The sequence below is a fragment of the Parasulfitobacter algicola genome (genome assembly GCF_013315265.1).
GTDB lineage: Bacteria > Pseudomonadota > Alphaproteobacteria > Rhodobacterales > Rhodobacteraceae > Parasulfitobacter > Parasulfitobacter algicola.
On record NZ_JABUFE010000023.1, the window covers coordinates 1 to 22,473 of the forward strand.

Annotated in this window: 15 protein-coding genes and 2 pseudogenes; 5 read left to right on the forward strand and 12 right to left on the reverse strand. The window is 51.7% G+C overall.

Annotation, left to right across the window (positions count from 1 at the left end):
- Nucleotides 1-681, reverse strand: a 681-nt coding sequence (locus tag HRQ87_RS19090) for an IS110 family transposase (protein WP_174140044.1), incomplete at its 3' end; no start/stop codon positions are given.
- A gap of 220 nt (nucleotides 682-901) precedes the next feature.
- Between HRQ87_RS19090 and HRQ87_RS19095 the strand changes: the two are divergent.
- From HRQ87_RS19095 to HRQ87_RS19105, 3 genes and pseudogenes are all read left to right on the forward strand, one after another.
- Nucleotides 902-1,801 (forward strand): annotated as a pseudogene (locus tag HRQ87_RS19095) (IS3 family transposase); the annotation flags it as partial.
- Nucleotides 1,802-2,500: 699 nt separating this feature from the next.
- Nucleotides 2,501-4,255, forward strand: a complete 1,755-nt coding sequence (locus HRQ87_RS20375; protein WP_246252520.1) for a DUF6973 domain-containing protein — start codon at nucleotides 2,501-2,503, stop codon at nucleotides 4,253-4,255.
- 4 nt (nucleotides 4,256-4,259) lie between these two features.
- Nucleotides 4,260-4,478, forward strand: coding sequence for a hypothetical protein (locus tag HRQ87_RS19105; RefSeq protein WP_174140045.1), 219 nt, complete (start codon nucleotides 4,260-4,262; stop codon nucleotides 4,476-4,478).
- Between the two features lie 372 nt (nucleotides 4,479-4,850).
- On the opposite strand, the pseudogene HRQ87_RS19110 reads toward HRQ87_RS19105, so the two are convergent.
- The 3 genes and pseudogenes from HRQ87_RS19110 to HRQ87_RS19120 form a co-directional block, all read right to left on the reverse strand.
- A pseudogene (locus HRQ87_RS19110) lies at nucleotides 4,851-5,873 on the reverse strand (IS110 family RNA-guided transposase).
- A 369-nt stretch (nucleotides 5,874-6,242) separates the two neighbouring features.
- Nucleotides 6,243-7,283: an IS110 family RNA-guided transposase gene (locus HRQ87_RS19115; RefSeq protein WP_174140046.1), complete on the reverse strand. Its 1,041-nt coding sequence runs from the start codon at nucleotides 7,281-7,283 to the stop codon at nucleotides 6,243-6,245.
- Between the two features lie 196 nt (nucleotides 7,284-7,479).
- Nucleotides 7,480-8,457, reverse strand: a complete 978-nt coding sequence (locus HRQ87_RS19120) for a hypothetical protein (protein ID WP_174140047.1) — start codon at nucleotides 8,455-8,457, stop codon at nucleotides 7,480-7,482.
- Between the two features lie 381 nt (nucleotides 8,458-8,838).
- Between HRQ87_RS19120 and HRQ87_RS19125 the strand changes: the two genes are divergently transcribed.
- Nucleotides 8,839-9,348 (forward strand): antirestriction protein ArdA, encoded by a 510-nt coding sequence (locus HRQ87_RS19125; protein WP_174140048.1) that lies wholly within the window; start codon nucleotides 8,839-8,841, stop codon nucleotides 9,346-9,348.
- Between the two features lie 63 nt (nucleotides 9,349-9,411).
- Here HRQ87_RS19125 and HRQ87_RS19130 read toward each other — a convergent pair whose 3' ends face one another.
- Entirely contained in the window at nucleotides 9,412-9,702 is a 291-nt protein-coding gene (locus HRQ87_RS19130) for a type II toxin-antitoxin system RelE/ParE family toxin (RefSeq protein WP_174140049.1), read from the reverse strand.
- Nucleotides 9,692-9,880, reverse strand: coding sequence for a hypothetical protein (locus HRQ87_RS19135; protein WP_174140050.1), 189 nt, complete (start codon nucleotides 9,878-9,880; stop codon nucleotides 9,692-9,694). Before HRQ87_RS19135 ends, HRQ87_RS19130 begins: the two co-directional genes overlap by 11 nt.
- Before the next feature lie 308 nt (nucleotides 9,881-10,188).
- Between HRQ87_RS19135 and HRQ87_RS19140 the strand changes: the two genes are divergently transcribed.
- Nucleotides 10,189-10,419, forward strand: coding sequence for a hypothetical protein (locus tag HRQ87_RS19140; RefSeq protein WP_174140051.1), 231 nt, complete (start codon nucleotides 10,189-10,191; stop codon nucleotides 10,417-10,419).
- 170 nt (nucleotides 10,420-10,589) lie between these two features.
- On the opposite strand, the gene HRQ87_RS19145 is transcribed toward HRQ87_RS19140, so the two are convergent.
- The 6 genes from HRQ87_RS19145 to HRQ87_RS19170 form a co-directional block, all read right to left on the reverse strand.
- Nucleotides 10,590-11,477, reverse strand: coding sequence for a DMT family transporter (locus HRQ87_RS19145; RefSeq protein WP_174140052.1), 888 nt, complete (start codon nucleotides 11,475-11,477; stop codon nucleotides 10,590-10,592).
- A gap of 13 nt (nucleotides 11,478-11,490) precedes the next feature.
- Nucleotides 11,491-11,901, reverse strand: coding sequence for a MarR family winged helix-turn-helix transcriptional regulator (locus HRQ87_RS19150; RefSeq protein ID WP_174140053.1), 411 nt, complete (start codon nucleotides 11,899-11,901; stop codon nucleotides 11,491-11,493).
- A gap of 656 nt (nucleotides 11,902-12,557) precedes the next feature.
- Nucleotides 12,558-19,694: a calcium-binding protein gene (locus HRQ87_RS19155; RefSeq protein WP_174140054.1), complete on the reverse strand. Its 7,137-nt coding sequence runs from the start codon at nucleotides 19,692-19,694 to the stop codon at nucleotides 12,558-12,560.
- Between the two features lie 20 nt (nucleotides 19,695-19,714).
- On the reverse strand, nucleotides 19,715-20,125 hold the full coding sequence (locus HRQ87_RS19160; RefSeq protein WP_174140055.1) for a toxin-activating lysine-acyltransferase: 411 nt from the start codon (nucleotides 20,123-20,125) through the stop codon (nucleotides 19,715-19,717).
- Complete coding sequence (locus HRQ87_RS19165) at nucleotides 20,125-21,309, reverse strand: Hint domain-containing protein (protein WP_174140056.1); 1,185 nt, start codon at nucleotides 21,307-21,309, stop codon at nucleotides 20,125-20,127. Before HRQ87_RS19165 ends, HRQ87_RS19160 begins: the two co-directional genes overlap by 1 nt.
- Nucleotides 21,309-21,845: a hypothetical protein gene (locus tag HRQ87_RS19170; RefSeq protein ID WP_174140057.1), complete on the reverse strand. Its 537-nt coding sequence runs from the start codon at nucleotides 21,843-21,845 to the stop codon at nucleotides 21,309-21,311. The genes HRQ87_RS19165 and HRQ87_RS19170 overlap by 1 nt, the downstream gene beginning before the upstream one ends.
- Nucleotides 21,846-22,473 lie beyond the last annotated feature (628 nt).

Consider the following 22,473-nt stretch of genomic DNA (forward strand, 5'->3'; position numbering starts at 1 on the left):
CGGCGCAAGTCCAGCCAGACTGGCCGCCTGCTTGTTATCCATATCTCCGATCTCCGGCATGTCGATCAAAAGCGTTATGGCCGTAAGCTGCCCAATACCTGGAACGCTCGCGAGAATAGCAACTTTCCGAGAGAATTGTGCATCCATGCAAGATAAGTTACGTAGGGCGTCATCAATCTGGTCAATGTCTTTGGCGACCTGTTTCAATCGGCGATTTAAGATCGTTTGAACAGAGCCAACAGATGCTGTCGCCAATCGTGTTCGCGCAGCGGTTTGATCTTTGATGAGCGCCCGCCTTGCTGCGAGTAACTCCTGCATATCATGCAATTCCGATGTCGCGGGCGTTTGCGGCGACAGATCGAGAGCGGCTCCCATTTTAGCGAGCATGGCGGCATCGACGCGATCTGTTTTGGCAAGCTTTCCGATCGCTTGCGCAAAACGCCGTGCTTGTTTGGGATTTACTTTGGCAAACGGCACTGATGCGTCAGCCAAATCTATCTCCAAGCCGCGATGGTAGGCGCCGGTTGCTTCGAAGACGACAAGCGTCACTCTGTCGCCGATCCACCGCAAGAGAGCGCGGCGCCCCTTGTTGTCATTTTGGAATTGCGCATAGGCACCGTCGTCTGTCCGATAAGCATCAAGCGTCTCTTTCGAGATATCTATACCAATGTTCTTTGTCATAGCTCTTTCCCACCTCTTCTTGTCATTCAGGCCCCCGTACGAAACGGTGCCTCAGTATCCGTTCAGGTCAGCAAAAAGAGCGGGGGCGATCCTACTCCTCCACGGTTCTTCAAAACCAAGAGGGAACCGATCCGACCCCCGCTATCCCTCGGCATAAATGCCGTGCCGGGGGATAGCTCTGATGTGCCACATGTCATCAAAATCCCTAAGACAAGAGGGAGATCTTAAAAAAGGCCACCCAGTTCTTCGCGGGCCTAAAGCAATGAGATTTAGGTTTGTTGAAGAACACAGAGCCAGCTTTCCAGCCAACCGGTTGTGCGATGTCGTCGGCGTTAGCACGCGTGGTCTGAGGGCATTCCGCACCCGTCCGGCCAGTCGCAGACAGCGGTCTGATCTGGTCACGCTGGCTCACATCAAAGAACAATCGCGTCTCAGTCTTGGCAGCTACGGCAGGCCTCGGATGACTGAAGAATTGAAGGAGATCGGCCTGGACGTCGGTCATCGCCGTGTTGGTCGTCTGATGCGTCAGAACGGCATATCCGTGGTTAGAACCCGCAAACATAAGGTGACCACTGACAGCGATCATAGGTTCAACATCGCGCCGAACCTGTTGGACCGCAACTTCTCAGCAGACCTGCCAAACCAGAAATGGGCGGGTGACATCAGCTATGTCTGGACGCGCGAAGGCTGGTTGTATTTGGCTGTCATCCTGGACCTGCATTCCAGGCGGGTCATCGGTTGGGCGGTGAGCAACCGCATGAAGCGGGATCTTGCGATACGGGCGTTGAATATGGCCATCGCATTCCGTGCGCCACCAAAGGGCTGCATCCATCACACAGATCGCGGGTCGCAATATTGTTCGCATGACTATCAGAAAATCCTGCGCCAGCATGGGTTCAAGGTGTCGATGTCTGGGAAGGGCAATTGTTACGACAATGCAGCAGTCGAGACCTTCTTCAAGACCATCAAAGCTGAACTGATCTGGCGGCGGTCATGGGAAACGCGGCGGCAGGCTGAGATGGCGATCTTCGAATACATAAACGGCTTCTACAATCCGCGTCGCCGCCACTCAGCACTCGGATGGAAAAGCCCTGTCGCCTTCGAACGGAAGGTGGCTTAAACGAGCACTTGGGGCGGCACGAAAACGTGACAGGTCCACAGCGAGCCCAAAATGCATGATGCTGCGGCTTGCACGAAGGTCCGCTTACCTTTGGCTCACATTCTATCGTTGGGGCCTAAGTCCAAGAATACGCGGGCATATAGCAGTGTTCTACCATGTCTTGAAAACATAGCGTTGCAACGCATAGCTGAACTAGAAAAGGAGCTTGCCGTCGCTGAAGAGCGGAAAAACGGCCTTGAAGGTCAGCTAAACCATCTCTCAGAAACAGTAGATGATCTTAGCAAATGGCTCGATTCAATCCGAAAACCGTTTTACCTCTTTACTCACAGCCCCCACGAAGCGAGGGTGGCTACACTGGAGACAATCATAAAATGGCACCAAGAATTATTCAAGTCTTACATATTGTTGCTGTAGCAATAACGTCTTTTTCTTTGCTCGGTGCAACTACTGCCTCGCCGATTTTCGCCATCCCACTTTTGATAATCATTGCAATTTCTGTGGCCGCGCTGATCTTGAATTCAACTAAGTTAGTCAAGCTGAGTTGTATCTTAGTAGTTGTATGGTCTAGTGTCTCTCTTTGGGGAAACTGGGTTATAGTAGAGAACAATTTGACATTTGCTGTATTCGCAATCTTCGCTCCGGCATGCCTTGCCGCGACCGCCCTTTTCTTAGCTAGAGCACAAACATAAGGAACATCTCATGGCATTTGACTGGTTAGAATCTGTTGCAACAGGTGGAGCTTCTGATTGGGCAACAGCACTATCCGTTGCATCTCAATTACCTGGTCGCATTGATGGCCCCGCAGATGCCTACCGACATCTTTTGATTTCCGCAGAATTACATAGAAACTTCAATCCGACTTATGCTGATACCCTGCTCGCAGGTCATGAACTAGATTTTGGGTTAAGCTCAAATTCAGGAATGGACTTTCATAACAATGAAATTGGCAGACAGATTGGTCTATATGTCAGGTCGCAAAACGGCTCAACACAAGATGTCATTAACATTGTTAACACTGTAATGAGCAACTCGTTAGCGAGCATATCAGCATCAGATACCATATGGCAATCAGATCTCGAAGGAATTCTTTGGGTTGCCACTGGCGCAACCATAACGACGCTTGCGGATGGAACATCTATCGCGCCAATAGTTTTGGCTGAGACAAACCCGGCTAATTGGCAAAGCTCTAATCCCACGGTTTCGGGCACGAGAATCCCCACAACAGATGCAAATTGGCCCAGCGAAAATTGGCAGAAAGGGTTTGACTTTGATGGCGTGCCAGCTGCGCTTGGTTATCTGATTTCATCAGAAATTAATTATCTTATTGCGACCGGACAGTCCCCTTTAGACGCCCTATTGCAGATCCTTGAGAATAATCCTGACGTTTACAAACATGGCACCTTTTGGTTTTTCGTTGAACAACACATACCCCGTACTGAAGCAGGAGAGAACCAATTTATTGGCAGTGTTTATACAGCACTCGCCAAGGCCGGCAGAATCGACCTAATTCCAGAAGAACATCAATGCTTCGGCCCTGAAGTTCCTATCGACATGTGGCCACTTGATCCCGATCTCAAACCCGGCCCAGACGGCATCTACGACCAAGACGAGGTGCGCGCGAAGGTCTGGAAGAAGCCGATTGAACAGATCCGGATGGGCGACCTAGTGGTGTCCTTCGATGACGATGGCAACCTTGTACCTGGTCCAGTAACTCGGACGTTCCAGAACAACGCCAAAATCCTGCTGAACTTCCACGGCACGCGCGTGACCCCCGGCCATGTCTACTACCGCCCAGACAGCAAGAAGTCCTACAAGTACGAGACCCTGATTGACGTTCTGCGCGACGATGGCGTGATCGAACACCAGGACGGCACCCTGATCCGCGCCGCCACCAATGTTCCTGTGGACAGCCCGCGTGACGGCTTTGTCCGCGCGGTCGCTGGCAAGCGCAAAGCAGACCGCACATTCGAACAAACCGACGAAGGTCGTATTCGCCTCGGTACACGCTTCCTCGTTGGTGACGGTGAAAAACGCAAATCCTTCGCTGTGGCAGACCTGATCGAACGTAACGGCGGTGTCGTCGATGAGGACGAGCTAGTCTACGTCGGAGATAGTCCGGGCGCACCCCTTCTCTGGGATTTCAGCGACACGCTGCCCAAGCCGGAAGACTTCGTAATGGCCTGCTCTGGCACTACGCTGGAAGACATCTACAAGGCCGCTGAATGGGAAAGCCAAGGCCCGCGCCTGCCTGCACCAATGGTTCAGGATCGTGGCCCAGTGCAACCGCTCAAAGGAGCGGCGCTATCGGCCATGCCGCGCAACGAACCGCTGAACGTGGAACATGCACCGATGGCCTCCGCCAAGCCGCAACGGACTCTGAACCGAAAACAGCGTAAGGCGATGGAGGCGAAGCAACGTAAAGCGGCCAAGGCCCGCAAACGGGTCGCGGTATAGGGCAATGAGGGTCAAGAGCATCAAACCTGGCGACACGGTCAAATCATCGGAGGTTTTTAGCCCCAGTGGCTACGGTTTCAAAGAAATCGAGTGGCTCAAAAAGCCCGCTCACATTCCTGAGCCACCCAAGCAGACACTTTATGGCATCGAAGCGGTAGACATGAATGGCAATCCAGCCCAGTTTCTCGCGTATCCGAAGCCGTTTAAAGATGCATTGAACTGAAAAACTCTGCTCCACTATGAAGCGGAGTGTCGTCAAAAGCAGCCATTGGAGCAATTGCAGCGAATTGTCGCTCTGTCCCGCGATGTGTGAGTTCGACGAAGCCAGGAGTTCGCGCTTGCAGCGAATGACCTGTGTGGATGGCTCCTGCATAGCAAGACATTTTTGATCTGATTTGTGCATTTGTCAGAAGCAGTCATGTGTCCGGCCTGTTTGCGCGGCTTTGACCGCTGGCCCTGATGGGTTCCGCAAACCAAGTTCCTATCAGCAAAGCGGGCTATTATGCCCGCGCCATTCGGCGGAGTGTCCTGGTTTTGGCGGCAGACTTATGCACCATCATCTCGCAGGTCTTGCTAACTCAATGTTCCTTTCGTCTCAGACTGCAGTACGTGGGCTGTAGGGTTCATTGCGGGTGAGCACTGCCCAGACGATCCGGGCGGTCTTGTTGGCCATCGCGACAGTTGCTACGCGGGCGGCTTTGCGTTCGAGCAATGATGTCAGCCATTTACTGGCGCGTTCGGGGTGCGACCTCGTTTGTCGGACCAGCGATGTCATGCCGACGACGAGCAACGATCGTAAATACTGGTCGCCCATCTTGGTGATCCGTCCCAGCTTCTCCTTGCCGCCGCTGGACTTATTCGCCGGCGTCAGGCCCAGTCAAGCAGCGAACTCCCGACCATTGCGGAACTGATGCCCATCTCCAATGCTGGCGATGATCGCAGAGGCCGTCACTGCGCCAACGCCAGGGATCGTACGCAGAAGACGAACGCGCGCGTCCTCTTTGGCGACTTGTTTTACACGATCTTCGTACCAGCGGACCCGCTTGTGCAGAGCCATAAGTTGCTCGCACAGATTGTGGATCACTTCATTGGCAATGTCAGGTAGATCAAGAACCTCACCCAGCGTTATGTCTTCAGCAAACCCAATCACCCGGGCGAGGCCACGTGGGATAAAGATGCCAAACTCGGCAACCAGACCACGCAGATTGTTGATGAGTTGCGTTCTCTGGCGCACCAGAAGATCACGCGCCCGATGCAGCGACAGCAGGGACTGCTGCTCGACTGTCTTGATCGCAACAAAGCGCATGGTCGGACGGGTCACGGCTTCGCAGATAGCCTCAGCATCAATTGCGTCTGACTTGCCGCGTTTGACGTATGGCTTCACGTACATCGGGGGGATCAGCCGAACCTCGTGACCAAGAGCAATCAATTCACGGGCCCAATGATGAGAACTGCTGCAGGATTCCATGCCGATCAAGCAGGGCTCCAACTTGGAAAAAAAGGACAGAAACTGCGCCCTCCGCAAGGGCTTGTTGAAAACTACTTCCTCGGTGGCTGTGATCCCATGAACTTGGAAAACGTTCTTAGCCAGATCAACGCCGATTGTGGTAACTTGCATGGGGTGGCTCCTTCTCATAAGCAGATTTTGACACCTGCACTATGGCGCATTGCGACGCCGGTTGAAGCAGGAGCCATCCACCCCATCAGCAAAGCGGACTGCGACTGCAGTATCCTGACCGGCAGGTGAATGGCATGTGTGGGTTGCTCCTGCATTGCAAGAGATTTTTGTGATTGCGATGGTCTGTCAGTACAGTCGTGTGTCCGGCCTGTTTGTGTGGCGGTTGCCACTGGCCATGATGAGTTCCGCAAGCAAGGTTCCTATCGGGAATACGACCTCTGAGGGTCGCGACATTCATCGGAGTGTCCTTACTCTTGGTTGACTTCGCTTCGCATCATCACATCAAGCGTCTTGCATTTCTTGGCAGGATCAAGCGATCGGCTGCCGGTATTCTTCTCCTTTTGTCAGGATCGCCCAGATGATCCGGGCCGATTTGTTGGCCATCGCGACTGTTGCCAGCCTGAAGGGTTTCTGGTCGAGTAATTTCGCGGTCCAGGTGTCAGCCTTTTCAGGCTTGTTCCTCGCCATGATCGCGCGCGACGTCATTCCGACGATCAGTAGCTTTCGGACATAGCGGTCACCTTTCTTTGTTATCCGCCCGAGACGTTCTTTGCCGCCACTGGATTTGTTCAGCGGTGTCAGGCCCAGCCAAGCCGCCAAATCGCGTCCGGTCTCGAACTGTTTTGCATCGCCAATGGTGGCGACAATTGCAGAAGCTGTTATCGGTCCGACCCCTGGCATACGCATCAACCGCCGCGCATCAGCATCGAGCCAGGCATGCTGTTCGATCAGTTTGGTCAGCCCGTCGATCCGAGCATTGAGGCCGTTCAGCTGATTGCACATCACGCCGAGAATACCGTCCGCGATCTCTGGCATTTCCATTTGTTCTTCGGTGCTGTGTTCTCGGGCAAACTTCGACACCGCCTCAATGCCCGTCGGCAGGATATGCCCGAACTCTCGCAGTATGCTTCGGATCATGTTCACGACCTGGGTGCGCTGGCGGACGACGAGATCCCGGGCGCGGTGTATGGAAAGTACTGCCTGCTGGTCTTCAGACTTGGTCTCGACAAATCGCATGGTTGGGCGACGCACCGCCTCGCAAATCGCTTCGGCGTCGGCCGCATCGGTCTTGCCGCGCTTCACATAGGCGAGGTTCAGATGCACCTCTTCACAGAGCCGCCGCTCTGACCGTATCCCAAAGCAATAGCCCACCAGAAGCATCCGGATCAGCAGCTCAGGGTCAACGGAAGGACGACCCGTGTGGCTGTAGAAATCCGACAGGTGGCCACGAATGCTGCTCAGATCGACGAAACGATCAATTGAACGCAGCAAATGATCTTGTGGGACGTGATCCTCAAGCGAGAATTCATAGAACAGCGCAGCTTGTGCTTCCTGTTTCGGTCCCATCATCGCCAATGCCCCCAACCAATAAGGGAATTGAATCAGTCTTGGGCAACGCGATCAACAAGTGTTTTTCAACAAAATAGGCCGTTCTCACTCATACCATGGCCGATGATTGATTGATTGAAGATTGTTGCGCGCGGTTCGCGCGAGGATGTGGTGCCGGGCGTTAACTTTATGCGACCTCAATTGTATCAAAAGTCAGTCAGCCAGCCTCAGCATCGGCCACCAACTCGGCCCATTCCATTGCTCCGGGCGTGACCAACGTCTCAACTCTGCCAAGTTGCACATTGGCAATGTCCTGGAAGAAGCTGACCTGATCCTGCAGATCAGCGACGGCGTTTGATGCGCCAACAGTCTTCGCCAAGCACAGTGCATCAGCAAACACGGGTATGATCACTTGCCGTTGATAGGCCGCGATCTCATCATCCGGCGGTAGGCCATTGGAATCAACGGTATCGCGCCCGGCCAACTGTGCCTTGATCTGGGCAGGCACTTGCCAGAGTTGCGTCAGATGCCCCAGAAGTTGGAACAAACGTGTGGCCGCCTTGGGATGCGATTGTCCGGGCTGGGCCGTGTCTTCATCGGTCTTTTCGATCAGGATCATGACAGCAGAAATGCAGGCGGCGCCGCTGCGCAGTTCGATCCAGTTATCAGCACTATAGGCTTCCAGCACCAATTCAATGGCCTCGTGATCGGCTTCCATCTCCTGACGTTTCAGCAGATACGATGTCGGGACAGCGTTGACATTTTCGGGATCAAAAGCGGGCACGGCACTGGTGATCAGGCCGAGGGTTTGTGGTGACGCCGCTTCGATCATCGGGCCAGATTGGGTGTCTTCGAAATGCCCCAGGCCGAAGTGCTCAAGTTCATGGAATAACAGCCAGATCAGCGAGACCTGAGTCAAAGCTTGCGGATCGACAGCTGCTGGCTGGCCATCACATTGCAGGATGTCGGTGTTCTGTAGCGCCTGCTGCCAAAGCTGGTCCAACGCACTGACCGTGCCCGTGCTTGCCTGCAGATGTACGTTGCCTGCCTCCACATGGGCAAAGGCGCAGAACTCCGGGTGATCAATGACGCTCAGGACGACCTGTCCCGGAAACGGTGTGTTCATTACCTCTTCATAGTGGTGCAGCGCTGAGGAAAGCGCATCGCGCAATCGGGTTTCTTCAGGTGTTGCCATGCTATCGCGCGATTCCTTGTCACCGGTGACATGCGGTCAATTGTGATCAGAATGTGCCTGTCTTGGCAATCGGGGCGACGCGCCCTTTGGGATCATTAAGAGATGTTTCTGTAGGAGGGCCAGCCCTCCCCGTGCAACAGCAAAGATCGGCGTCTCAGAGGGTGTCCCCAACCTTCCTCTGCCTGCGGCGTCGTGCAGGCCGGGCGATCCCCCTCCCTCAGGTCCTTGACTTTCCTATGGCACGGGCCCCCTCCCGCCCTCAGCCGGGAGGCAGGGTTTGAAGGAGAGGCGCAGATGCCTCACCTCCCAAAACCCCGCCACCATTTTTGTCGCTGGATGGGGATGTGGAGGTCCCACTCAAAAGACGAAAGGACCCGGCCCATGCCCTGCACATTTTACGCCCAACCCTATGATATCACCGCCACTGGTTTCTATTTCGAGACCGCAGAAGATTTTACGATCAAAGCCGCCGTCTTGCGCAACGAGGCTGGGCAACCGGTCGAGGAATTCGAATTGCAGTTCATTGATGGTGACGCCATCGACGCCGCATTGGCGGATGCCCTGGGTTTGTATCAGAACACCATCGCCTTGGTGATCGCGGCGCTTGAAGGCTGGGACACCGATCAGAAGACCCGCGCCATTCTCGCCATCGGGGAATGTAGCTGCGCCTTTGATCTGGGCACAGATCGCCCGGATGACTTGGATGTGGATGTCTATTATCTGGACAGCTTGCGCGATCTGGCTATTGAGTTTGTGGCCGAGGGGATCATGGGCGAGATACCGGACGCACTGGAGCGGTATTTTGACTATGATGCGTTGGCCCGTGATCTGGGCGTGGATTACAGCGAAACAATCGTGGCCGGGCAGCGTCTGATCTATCGCTGTGCGTAGATCAGCGTCTCCGTTGCGGCACGAACCGGGCTGCAATAGCGCCTTTCAAGACGCGCTGTCCGCTCACGATCCGTCTGGGGGCCATTTGCGAGAGGTGTGCAGGATGCGCAGCACCACAAGATCAGTGGCACTGACAATCTCATAGATCGCACAGTAACTGAGACCAGGAATGGGCAGCTCTCGTGTGCCATCGACGCTGCCGTCACGGCCCATCAACGGGAAAGTCTCAAGATGGCGGATGGATTGCAGAATACGGGTCACGGTCTGATCCGCCGCCGCGCGATTGTCCTGTGCAATGTAATCAAGAATACTGTCCAGATCGGTCAGCGCCTGCGGCAGGAACTCAATGTTCAAGACCGAATTGTGCCATCACCGTCTGCAGCGGGATCGTCTGGTCAGGGTTCTGCCGGTATGTCTCTTGCGCCTTACGAATCTGCGCTTCACGCCACGCGACGTAATCCGGATCAGTGGACTCCACGTCGGCGGTCACATTGTCTTCTTTTACTTGTTCATTCTGCTCTGTTTCAGCCATTCCTGCCTCCTAACGCCAGTATATCATAGCTGAAATTGCCCTGTCATCTTTTGCGCGTTGGTCATCCACAGGCGGTGGTGACCAGTCATTTGCGGGTGTTCTTCAATTCCTTCGATCTGGCGCAGGTCCCGCATCCGGCCTCAATTCATGGGTATCCCCGCCGCATCGGTCCGATCAATGGCCTGCCCGCACCAGGGTGCTGACGCACCCCCGTGTGAGCCATGATCCGCCCGATCTGAGCGGCGGAGGTTTTGCACCCATGAGGCCGGACGCTGGTGTCCTGGCCAGACAAACAAAGGAGCAAGACCATGACAAATGACACAAACACAAACCGCCCGACACATACCATCTATCAGGTGACAGGCGAAGGCGAGCAATCCTACTGGCACCGGGTCGGAGCCGCCTGGGCCAACAAAGACGGCAAAGGCCTCAGCCTCAAATTCGACGCGATACCCCTGCACGGGCGCATCATGATCCGCGAAATCGGCGATGAGGCGAAGGTTGCGGGCCACAGCCAAGAGATAGAACCAGCGTTATAGAGCTTCGGTAAATCAAAGAGGCCGCAAGCGCGGCCTCTTCTGCCCGACCATCTGCGCGAGGCACAGCGCCTTGCGATCTAATCGTCCAGTGACAAACTAAGGTGAAATTCGGGATGGAAACCAACTAGAAGATTGCGGCAGTGCGGTACGAAGCCGCCATTGGGTCAATGTCAGCTTTGCGACTTTGATCGCTTATTGACCAGTATGACACCAGTAAAGATGAGCGCGGTGGCAACATAGTCCAAAAGGACGATAGCTTCCCCAAGGAACAACGCGCCCAAAAAGAGAGCCACGACTGGCGGAACATAGGTGAGTGCCGAAGCACGAACCGCACCGAGCTTGCCAATGACGTAATAATACAGGACGTAGGCTAACCCCGTTCCGAGGAAACCAAGTCCAAAAACAAGAACCGCGAATGAAGTCGGATCATCGGTAAGCGTGCCAAGCCCGGTCATATCGGTCACCGCCAGCAAGATCAGGGTCGCAAACCCTAGCTGGTATGTTGTGAGTGCGGCAGGAGGTAGGTCGAGCGGTGTGACGAACCTACGGGCATAGACAAAGGACACACCAAGGCTGAACGACCCGAGCACCATCCAAAGAACCCCCAAGAGATAGCTGTCACCGAGCCCGCCCGACAATGGCTTTGCGATCAAGGTCACGCCAACCAATCCGACAAGCAGACCCAAAACCCGATTGGAGGTGAGATTTTCTTCCGGCAGGAACAGCACCGCTGCAAGCAGCGAAAAAAGTGGAATTGATGCACTAACCGCGCCTGCCAATCCGGACTGTAACAGCGCCGTGCCTTCGGCGAAGCCGTAAAAATAGAGTGCAGCAGCTAGGCACGCCATCACGATGAAATGCAGGCTATGCCTTAGATGCGACAGACTTAGCTGTCTCGTGACCAATGCGTAGACCGCGACCGTCAGAAACCCTGCAACAACCCGCACCAATACGACCTGCATCGGTGTCACTGCGTCGGTTGACCATTTGATGAACACAAAATTGGTGCCCCAGATCAGCCCAAGGAGAAGCCAGGCCAGCCCGGCGCGATTGATCATGGAGCGTCTCATATCAGGTTGAAAGTTTTGCGATTGCATTCAAGGTGCGCTGAAAATTAGGGGCATCGGTCAGCGCAACTTCGTTCAGAACGCGCTCTTGCGCCTTTGCCCAAAAGGGCATCACGCGCTCGATTGTACTGCGCCCCTCAACGGTAAGCTTCGCGACTTTCGACTTCCCTGTCAGAGCGCTTTCGACATGCACAGCTCCGCTATCAATCAGTGGTTCTATCGTGCGGTAAAGCGACGTGCGCTCCATCGCGAGATCATCGGCCAGTCGCGATAAGGCGAGTGGTCCTTGGCGTTCCAGGGCCCTCAATATGGAGAGTTGTACGATGCTGACACCCGTTTCAGACAAGGCGTCTTGGTAGCGTCGGAACAGGACGCGGTTTGCCTTTCTAACGGCTGTAAAGATGCATTGATCCATTGCAGGCTCACTGTAATGTAGTTACATCATGTATCTACATCATGAGGGGCCAGCTTGACAAGCCTTCTTACCCAAATCGGAGAAATCCGACGCTGGTGAATGCGCAGCATTTGGTAGGTTTGGGCTCTTTGCAGACATTTTTCGCAGCGCGGCGGTTAATCGCGAGCTGTGGGTCGCTGACCCGTTTCCGCTGCGAGCCCGCGGCCATCTTCCGATCTAGGAGTGATCGCAAGATGTGTGTGGTAGTACCACACCTCTTGAGAAGGGGGCTGCTGCGCTCCCCCGTTCTATCCCCCTCAGCCAATGACGACACCCCGCGGCATTGAGCCCGGCCATCGTCATGCAAACATCATCGGTGTTTGATCCCTCGTCGGGGAGAGGTCTCTCTCCCCAACACCCCATAGATCAACCCTGCGCGGATTGAATGCCGCCATCTTATCAAAGATGGACCCTGACCAAAGGGCTTATCGCCGCCCCTTGGAACCCGCTCGCAGGATTTGGAGATATACCTCTCCACCTGCACCAAACCATGCACAACCGACATGCGCGGTTGATCCGCAATCGGGCGCGCGTTCTTGTTCCCCCGATACCCCCATGCCATCAGATCAAGTCATCCACTAACAGCCGGTGCCTCCAATTTGTCGTCTAGGAATCACCTACAACAACACATCGTTTGCATCGAAGTCAGCTAATCTGAAGTTCTCGATATAGAGCGTATCGCCATCACCAAAATCGATCCGCATGTGATTGGTACCCGCATCCCGAGTCAGTGCCTCAACCTCAGCGAAACTGGCGAACCCAAAGCTGGTTAGATCAATCAGATCTATACCGTTCTCAAAGTCCCTGACCTTATCAAACCCGCCAGCGCCGTCGCTTGTGCTGCGATATACAAACGTATCTGCATCCTGACCGCCTCGTAGAACGTCATCGCCAACGCCTCCATCAAGCACATCGTTGTCGGTACCACCCTCCAGGTAATCATCGCCATCACGACCAAAGAGCGTATCATTGCCTTCGCGGCCATATAGACCGTTTGCGCCTGCGTCACCGCTGATCTCGTCATTGAACCGACCACCCGCAAGGTCTTCGATGCTATCATAGACATCGCCCACGGCTTCGCTTGTGTTGCGATCAGTAAACTCCAGATCAAGGGTCAAACCGACATTGCTGTTTGAGTATTGTGCCCGGTCGCGCCCTTCGCCACCGATCAGAACATCAGCACCAGCACCGCCCAGAAGGACATCATTTCCAATGCCCCCATCCAGCGTATCGTCACCCCCGCGACCCCAGATATAATCCACACCAGCGCCGCCTTCGATGACATTGTTGCCGGTCGTACCGCGCAAGTTATCACCCGCCTGCGATCCAATCAGGTTTTCAACCGAAAAATACGTATCGCCGATCGCAGCACCTGTATTGTTCTCAGCGAACATCAGATCAACTTTGATCGCTTCGGTCACACCTGCATAGGACGCGGTGTCGCTGCCTGCACCGCCATCCAGAACATCCGAACCTGCGCCGCCGATTAGAACATCGTTGCCATCATCGCCATTGAGAATATCATCTCCAACGCCACCATCCAGCGTGTCATTCCCTGAACCTCCATTGAGCATATCAAAGCCATCTGCGCCGTTTAATATGTCGTGTCCGCCATTGGCATTTATGATGTCATCACCCATTTCTGCATTAATCATATCATTTAAGTTAGATCCGATGACGCTATCACTGCCATCACTGATCTGATCAGACAAAGCCCGTGCTGCGATGTCTGCTTCATTCAAGGTAACATCAGAGAAGACAATCGTTTCTATGTTTGAACGCGTATGGCCCAAGTTACGCAGAACTTGATCGCTAAGTTGGATTATTCCATCCGGTGTATCAATAAATACGTGATTGCCATTAAGACGGAATGACACTTGATCTGCTGTGTACTTGCTGAGATCAAGTGTATCACTTCCTTCATTCTGATAATTGCCCAAAATAACGTCATCGCCAGAAGCGTAAATGATGGTGTCATCGCCATCGCCTCCCACGAGTGTATCATTGCCCGCGCGTCCTTCAAGGCGATCAGCGCCCTGACCACCGGTCAGATGGTTCGCAGTATTGTCACCTAACAGCACATCGTCAAAGTCCGACCCAATCGCACCTTCGATACTGGAGAAGGTATCCCCTTCCGCATCACCGCCAAGCCCGGTTTCTGTATCAAGATCAATGGTGACGGCCGTAGCGGAGGTTGCATAGCTGGCAATGTCAAGGCCATCGCCGCCCACAAGAATATCAGCACCGCCTTCGCCGATCATCGTATCATCACCGCCTAAAGCAAAGAGGAAGTTATCAGAGGCATCACCCGCAATAACATCGTTCGCTGTGCTGCCGTTCTGAAAGTATTCCCGTGTCAGAACAGTGCCATTGTAGAATTCAAAGAACTCGATCTTCCCACTTGAAAACCAGGACCAGCTTTCGGCATCCATAATCGCAAAGGATCCGGTTCCATTTTTGAAGCTGAACACCATATCATTGATGCCGTTTTCATCGACATCGCGCTCATTGATCCTCAGATCCCGTGTGCCGATGCCATCGCCGAAGACAATGCGATCTGAGCCGTGACTGTCGTAGATGTGTTTGTCGCCACCGTATTTGTTGACATGATACACATCATCGCCATGCCCGCCATAGATCGTATCATCGCCAGTTGACGCGCTGAAGATATCATTGCCATAGCTGCCATGGATGACGTTATCGTCGCCGGTGCCTCTGTTCACCGTCACATCAAGGAACGTCTGCCAATCCAGTTCGGTGCCATCGGCAAACGCAATCGTTTCAAGATAATAGTTTGGTGCCCAATATGACTGAGCTTGGTTTTGTTCCAGCACCACCGAGCCACTGCCATCGGCAAAGGCAATCTTCAGGTCGGTGTTGCCATCCATCACAAAATCACCGGTCGTCACCACCAAATCCGACAAGCTGATCTCAGCGCCAAACTCAAGACGATCCGAGCCACCTGTATCATGCAGCACATCATCGCCCTGACCGCGCTCCAGACGATAGACATCATCGCCATGCCCACCATAAATCGTGTCATCGCCTGTTGACGCGCCGAAGACATCATCACGATAGGTGCCATGGATAATATCGCTGTCCGCAGTACCCTTGTTCACCGTCGCATCCAAAAACTCATGCCAGCTCATCTCGGTGCCATCGGCAAACGCAATCGTCTCGAAATAATGGCTGCGCGCCCAGTTCCCATCGACATGGGTGAATTCCAGCACCACAGACCCGCTGCCATCCGCGAACGCGATCTTCAGGTCAGTGTTGCCATCCGCCACAAAATCACCGGTCGTCACCACCAAGTCCGACAAGCTGATCTCAGCGCCAAACTCAAGACGATCCGAGCCACCTGTATCATGCAGCACATCATCGCCCTGACCGCGCTCCAGACGATAGACATCATCGCCGTGCCCACCATAAATCGTGTCATCGCCTGTTGACGCGCCGAAGACATCATCACGATAGGTGCCATGGATAATATCGCTGTCCGCAGTACCCTTGTTCACCGTCGCATCCAAAAACTCATGCCAGCTCATCTCGGTGCCATCGGCAAACGCAATCGTCTCGAAATAATGGCTGCGCGCCCAGTTCCCATCGACATGGGTGAATTCCAGCACCACAGACCCGCTGCCATCCGCGAACGTGATCTTCAGGTCAGTGTTGCCATCCGCCACAAAATCACCCGTCGTCACCACCAGATCCGACAAGCTGATCCCGTCGGCGAACTCAAGACGGTCTGTTCCATTACTGTCCCGCAGCACATCATCGCCTTGGCCACGGTCCAGACGATAGACATCATCGCCATGCCCACCATAAATCGTGTCATCGCCAGCAGAAGTTTCAAAAACCTCCGACTGATCGGTTCCAGTGATTTGGTCATCCCAATCAGTTCCTGTAAACACGCTGGTGATGTCAGCAAGTGACTGAAGCGTATATGTTTCACCATTTGCGTAATGGACGTATTGCACACCACCAATGATCGTTGTTCCATCACTATCGACAGCATCTGCAAGAATGATCTGACCACCATCATTGTCGATGTCCAAAATAAGATCGTTAATGCCGTTGCCATCCAGATCTGCAACGTCTGTTGTAATCATATATCTGGAAATAGAAGCCCCAAACACGAGTTGATCGGTGCTTTGATCTGCGGTTTCATGGATCCATGTTGTTCCCACAGAACCGTTCACAAAATATGTATCAGACCCGTCACCCCCCGATAGAAAATCGGTGCCAGTACTTGTCAGAAAGACATCCGCTTGATCAGTTCCATTTAGAACATCATCACCTCCAGTGCCAAAAGTTAAAAGACTTTGAAGCGATTGGCCTGTCAGTACAGCGTTGTTCAAGATCGCACGATTGATAAAAAAGCCATTTGAAAATGTGATTTGATCAATGCCAGGGGACCCATATCGACCAAACTGGTTTTGTATTGTTAATGTTTCATCGTTTGGCAAGCCCAAGACAAGATCATCACCCACAGTCGAAACAAAGACCTGATCTGCGGTCAAATCACCTAAAACAAGTGTGTCCCCAACACTTTCTGTAGCAATCGTATACGACCCGTCTCCTTGAGTATGAAAGAAGGTGTCGATAAAGCTTGTGCCGTTTACAACTCCCGTTGCTTTAGCTTGAGCGTGAAGCTCTACAATCAAGTCATCTTGAGTCCAAATCAGACCATCGGAAAACTCAATGCTCTCAATACCAGGGTTTGAAATGCTTCCAAGCTGATTGTCTAATGTAATCGTTTCGCTGTTTGGCAAAGTCAGGATAACATCACTTCCATTCATAGAAACGAGCACCTGATCTGAAGTCACATCAGTGAGCATCAGCCGATCTTGATTTCCGCCACTATGATGTTCAGAGATTATATATGATCCATCTCCTTGAGCATGATAGAAGGTGTCGATAAAACTTGTTCCGGTTACCGTCCCTGTTGCTTTGGCCTGAGCATGCATTTCTGCAATCAAATCATCTTGGGCCCAAATCAAACCGTCTGAAAACTCAATGCTTTCAACACCAGGATTACTGATCCAATTTAACTGACGCTCCAACGTAATAGTCTCATTATTCGGAAAGGTAAGAATAATATTATTATCAATTCTTGAAATGCGAAGTTGATCGGATGCCACATCTACCAAGACCAGGCGATCTGCGTTTCCGCCGCTGTGATGCTCAGAAATGACATCATTGCCATCCCCCAGGGCGTAGCGATAGGTATCGCTGCCATTGCCGCCAATGAGCACATCATCCCCGGTTCCGCCAATGAGAAGGCTACCAACATCAGCCGCTTCAAGGCGGTCATCAAATGCTGATCCCTCGAGTCCCTCAATACCCACATAGGTATCACCAATCGCTTCACCAGTTTGAGCGCCGGTTTTCAGTGAAATATCGACCGAAGTCGTGGAGTCACGATAAGAGGCGATATCAATACCTTCACCGCCTTCAAGTGTGTCAGCTCCCGCGCCACCAACCAGTGTGTCATTCCCTATGCCACCCTCAAGAACATCATTCCCATCAGCGCCGAACACGATATCATCGCCCTTATCGCCCGCGACCGTATCATCTCCGCCATGACCAGACAGTGTATCATCACCAGAATTGCCATGGATCACATTCGAATTGAGATCCCCAACAATCGCATCTCCGCGTTCAGACCCAGTGACGTTTTCGATCGAGGTATAAACATCCCCCTCAGCATCACCGCTCAGCCCGATCCCCTGGCTGAGATCGAGGGAGACACCATCTGCTGTGTTCTCAAAGCTGAGTGTGTCTGATCCAACTCCACCATCGACCTCATCAGCACCCGCACCGGCATTGATCACGTCATCGCCTTCGCCACCCCGAATGGTATCATTTCCGGCAAACGTGACAATGGCGTCATTCCCAGCACCGCCATCGATCAGATCATCGCCATCCGCGGTCAGGAACAGATTGTCCAAAGCATCGCCTATGCCGGTGTAGCCGTCAGCCAGCCCCATTTCACCCGCAGATAGTATGGTCGCCAACCACGCTTTAGCCTCAGCGCTATTTGGTGCCGTTGTAATCAGCAGATTGATCTGCTCCGCATTTTCCAAATAATATTGATAATCCTGTGCAATGCGCATTCTAGAGTACAAATAGCTGAATGCCTCATCAGCGCCCATATCAGCCAAAACCTGATCGAGATTCTCAAGATCAAGAACTCTGGCGACTTTTAAGTCACCGTCATTGACCTCCATCTGTTTAAGCGCATTCACAACGGCCGCTAAAATGGCGTCGCTGTCTTCCATTTTATAGCTTTTACCGTCGCCATTTTTAAGCTTGTCTTCAAGATGTCCGATGCGGATGGTGTCAATATCAGCATAGTTGTGTGATGTCGCTTGCAATGCGCTTTTGAATTCGTTGATTTTTTCGACCACAGCAAGGCCCAGGCTTTCGGCTAGTTCTTCATTGCCACCATCCTCAGAGTCTAGATAATCGATATCGAATAGTCCCGAAACCAGATCATATTTAAGACCTGCAAAGGCTTCGGGATCTTTGTCGAAAAGAGAATCGAAGAGTTTTCCGACAACCAAGCCAATCAGAGCAGGTACAAGAACGGGTAATATGACCGTACCTAAAATCGGTCCAGCAGCAGTAAAAGAGAGGCTACCCGCAAATACTTTTGCAATAGAGGATGCAATCGCACCTTCTATTGTCTCTGGTTGTGGAAGGGCTTCGTTTAAAACAGCTGCAAAAATTACAGATGACAGGCTTTCGGCCAGGTTCTCGGTATTGAAAGAGCTGCCAGTGAAAGCCTCTCCTAATTTCGAGTCAGCACCAAAAACGTCTGTGATTAAATTATCAAATCCATTTGACAGATAATGATCGATGCCTGTTGATACCAAAGCCTCCATAATCGCCCCTGGAGCACCATCTGTATCTACTGACGCAAAAATTTCCCCCATGATAACTTGGCTGATAAGGGAAATGGTATTCTCCACACCATTAATGGCCAGATCAATTCCAAAATCATCAAAGGCATCAACAGCAAGAAACTCGACGACCTGACCATTGGTTGATGCGTTCAGAATGCTGTGGTGTAGAATGTTAAATCCACCCTCTGCAATATTCTGAATTAAAGTATCAATGATTGTTCCAGCAGCAAGCCGCTCAAAAGCGCTCTCTGCACCTATTGATTGAAGAATGAAGGGCGTAACTGCCCCCGCAAAAGACCCGCCAATTTCATCCCCGTAAAGCCGGTAATTTGTGATCTCAACACTCTGCAGGATTTCTTCATCAGAGTCAGGATCACCCTCCCAAGTCTCAGTTTGTTTGAGAAAGAATTTTGTTTTTCCATCTTCACCCAAAGAGTATTCCTTGGTGACTTCCGTCGTATCGGATCCGTCTGTTTCCTCTGTCGTTATCTTCCAAAGGCCACCATCATCTGAAACTGATTCGACAACCAAATTACCGTCTTCATCATAATAAAGCTTGGTAATTTGCCCGTTTTGATCAGGATCGAAGTAAGACAGCGCAGATCTATTGTGGACCCTATAACCACCCGCAATGTAGGTATGCGTGTCTTCAACTTCAAAGTTATAGACGGTATGTTTACCTGCTTTGGGCTCAAGCCCGTCTGGAAATGCATCTAGCGTAATCTCTTCAGGCGCGACTTTTCCAATATTCCCTGCCGATCTGAAGTGACAATCCAGTGAAAGAAATAATTTTTTCGCAAAAGAAGACTGCAGTCCGCGTGCGGACGCCGACAAATTGGTGTGCATTAGGATACCCTCGTATTACTCTAGGCGGCTTTTTGCATGCGCTCTAGAAAATCTTTTTTAATTTTTTCTGCTGGTGCGAATGGCGAAATACATTCTACAAGGATCAGGTTATCCCCCGATCGCCATTCCGTTAAATCAATGCGAGCATCCGGTTTGGACATTCGTTCCTTCACTTCATCAGACACCATTGCCCAGGATAGAAAAGCGACAGGCATCGTCTCTTTTTTTATCAGTTTGAATTGCTTCAAAAGGATCGCAGGCAAAATGCGTTCATCCAAAGTCGAGATCGGTAAATCCCGATGTGCTTTTGACATGGACATCAACCAGCTTGCTAGCCCTAGGAACTTCCCAAATGAGTTTGGATCCAGAGCCTCTGATCCCGCCACACCCACAGGTTTGCTGCTGGCGGATCCTGTTCGATCATCGCCCATCAATTCACCCGTAACTTATCAGCATACTGCAATCGCTTTGCAATCAGCTCTGATGGCGAGCCTTCCCATTCCCCGTCGATCAGGATACTCTCTAAAGTTTCGCGACTGCGGCGGAGGATATAGTCCTCTGGACGCGGTAAAGCACCGAAGAAGTAAAGCGGCTCCGGGGCTTGACCTTCACGCGCCACAAGGCCCGTGTCCGCATCAAATGTCATATTATCGGCCCGGATACAGTCCAGCACAGACACCTGCGCGCCATCTCTATCACAAAGCAGTGTGCCAACGCGCATTTTCCCGTGCTGCAGATTGCCGCTGCGGGCATCTTCAGATGTGAGCGCATAAGCCACTTTGACGAACTGATCTTCCAGCGATCCTAAAGGCTTGTTGATCGCCATGCGGATCAGTGATCCATCTTCTTTCACCAAAGCACCGTCACTCAGCAGAATATCGATGATCGGCACATGGCGCCCAGCAAACTGACCATCGCCACAAAGCGTCACATGGCCCGGTGTGACCTTCAGACCATGGACATCCAGCAGGTGGGCGACGTCTTTCTGAAACGTCCGCACAACACGACCAGGGACCAGATTGCCTGAAGCATCGTAAGATTGGACAACGTCGCCAGGCTGGATATCTTCGATGGGTTTCATGTCAGCTTCAAACATAGAAACTCTCGTACCAGCGAGAAAACATCTACTACTTATGTTTTCAACAAAGCCAGCTATTCCAGGATCGACATTTAGCAGTTCTTCTAGTGGTACCTTATAGCGAGTTGTGTACCCGTAGGCACCACGAAACACATCTTCGAAATAAGAAGCTTGCTCTTCTATGCCCCATTCAGAAAATGGCACGCCGCTAGTCAACTTATCAGTATAATCGTAGTCTCCACCTTCCACAATTCGTCTAAAAATCAGATTTGTACCATTTTGATATTGCCAGACATGAGCAAGCTCGTGCATAAAATATGCCTGCTTGGAAATAGATGCCGTCGAAAAATCATCGGAATAGAATTCTTCTCCACGTCCTTCTCTTGGATAGTATATGTTTCCATTAGGTGACGTTACTTCATTTGCAATATTTTGATAACCGCGATCAAATATACGAATCGTCGAGTAATCTATAGCATCTCCAAACAAAGCCTGAGCAAGCTCTATTTCGCCTTCAGTCAAACCACGATTCGCCATCAGTTCACCTTCATACAACTAGCGACACCGCCGCCGCTCTCAATTTCGTCGATTCTATCTATGTACTCGGACCGGGTTGGTAGAAGCCCATGTTTGTGCGCTTCACTCATACATACGCTACTATTTTTTGCTGTTTGACATGTAGATTTGCCTTCAATGTTGAGGAATAACTCATAAATGACTTGATCTTCGAACGATTCAAAATCTGGCAGATCAGCAAAGCGTTCGCCTACAGCATTCACTGTAAAGAAATATATCGATGTAACATGAAAATCGTTATCCTCTTCAATATTGGGTGGTGTTATGTCGGTATAAAGTAATACAGCTAGCCATGCTGAAGCATGTTTCGATCCTACCTTTGCGTCTGAGTACAATTTTTCCCAAATCTCGCTACAATTGCCTTGATCTAATTGTTTTCTAATTTGAATAGATGAAATAGCGTCACCGTTTTGAAGCAAATCTGCAGACAAAGGCCTAGTAACGAACCACATTAACAACAATAGAGCAGAAATTGATTTTAAGACGCTTTTGAGCATTAACCGACCTTTGTTTATATTGTCATAGATAGTTGACTGCACGACACAGATTAGCAGTTTCGGAAATGACTTTCTAAACTTGCGCAGCAGTGTTCCAATTTAAAACTGAACGCGACAAATTCAAAAATTACGCAACAAACATCATAATGCGACAGTTCTTTGGTTGTTTTGCTTTTCCTAATATTTTTGTCATTTTTACTCCAATTATGGCATCTGTTATTTCCAATCATTAAAACTTCTTGAATTCATCAATACACGCGGTGGTTTTACGGGCTAGGTATGGAATTCCATACTTTTTGTGGAAATGCCGACGCAGCAAGGCTATATTTTCGCGCAAAATTTTTCGATCACTTACATCGGCGAGATCACGCTGTTTTGGGCCGGATGGTGAGCACCGATCTGCTGCCTGTTTCAACACCCTTCATCACTGTACAGTCGCAGCATTGGGCCAGCCACATCGACCAGCCCAATCCTCTGTCCTTTATGACTTATTCTGATTATAGGCCGCTATCCGTGTCTGATATGAGATCGCGCTTTCTCCGGGCTGCTGCGGGGAGGGCTGCCAGCCTTTTTGTGCCTCATCGTGGCCCTGGTTGGTGGACCCGGCGTGGGTGTTTTGGCCGTTGGT

Bases quoted from the DNA above. Each gene is read 5' to 3' on its own strand.
- HRQ87_RS19140 (WP_174140051.1), top strand. From the start codon at position 10,189: ATGACAAATGACACAAACACAAACCGCCCGACACATACCATCTATCAG.
- HRQ87_RS19170 (WP_174140057.1), bottom strand. From the start codon at position 21,845: ATGCTCAAAAGCGTCTTAAAATCAATTTCTGCTCTATTGTTGTTAATG.
- HRQ87_RS19155 (WP_174140054.1), bottom strand. From the start codon at position 19,694: ATGCACACCAATTTGTCGGCGTCCGCACGCGGACTGCAGTCTTCTTTT.
- HRQ87_RS19125 (WP_174140048.1), top strand. From the start codon at position 8,839: ATGCCCTGCACATTTTACGCCCAACCCTATGATATCACCGCCACTGGT.
- HRQ87_RS19150 (WP_174140053.1), bottom strand. From the start codon at position 11,901: ATGGATCAATGCATCTTTACAGCCGTTAGAAAGGCAAACCGCGTCCTG.
- HRQ87_RS19165 (WP_174140056.1), bottom strand. From the start codon at position 21,309: ATGGCGAATCGTGGTTTGACTGAAGGCGAAATAGAGCTTGCTCAGGCT.
- HRQ87_RS19135 (WP_174140050.1), bottom strand. From the start codon at position 9,880: ATGGCTGAAACAGAGCAGAATGAACAAGTAAAAGAAGACAATGTGACC.
- HRQ87_RS19115 (WP_174140046.1), bottom strand. From the start codon at position 7,283: ATGATGGGACCGAAACAGGAAGCACAAGCTGCGCTGTTCTATGAATTC.
- HRQ87_RS19120 (WP_174140047.1), bottom strand. From the start codon at position 8,457: ATGGCAACACCTGAAGAAACCCGATTGCGCGATGCGCTTTCCTCAGCG.
- HRQ87_RS20375 (WP_246252520.1), top strand. From the start codon at position 2,501: ATGGCATTTGACTGGTTAGAATCTGTTGCAACAGGTGGAGCTTCTGAT.
- HRQ87_RS19160 (WP_174140055.1), bottom strand. From the start codon at position 20,125: ATGGGCGATGATCGAACAGGATCCGCCAGCAGCAAACCTGTGGGTGTG.
- HRQ87_RS19105 (WP_174140045.1), top strand. From the start codon at position 4,260: ATGAGGGTCAAGAGCATCAAACCTGGCGACACGGTCAAATCATCGGAG.
- HRQ87_RS19145 (WP_174140052.1), bottom strand. From the start codon at position 11,477: ATGATCAATCGCGCCGGGCTGGCCTGGCTTCTCCTTGGGCTGATCTGG.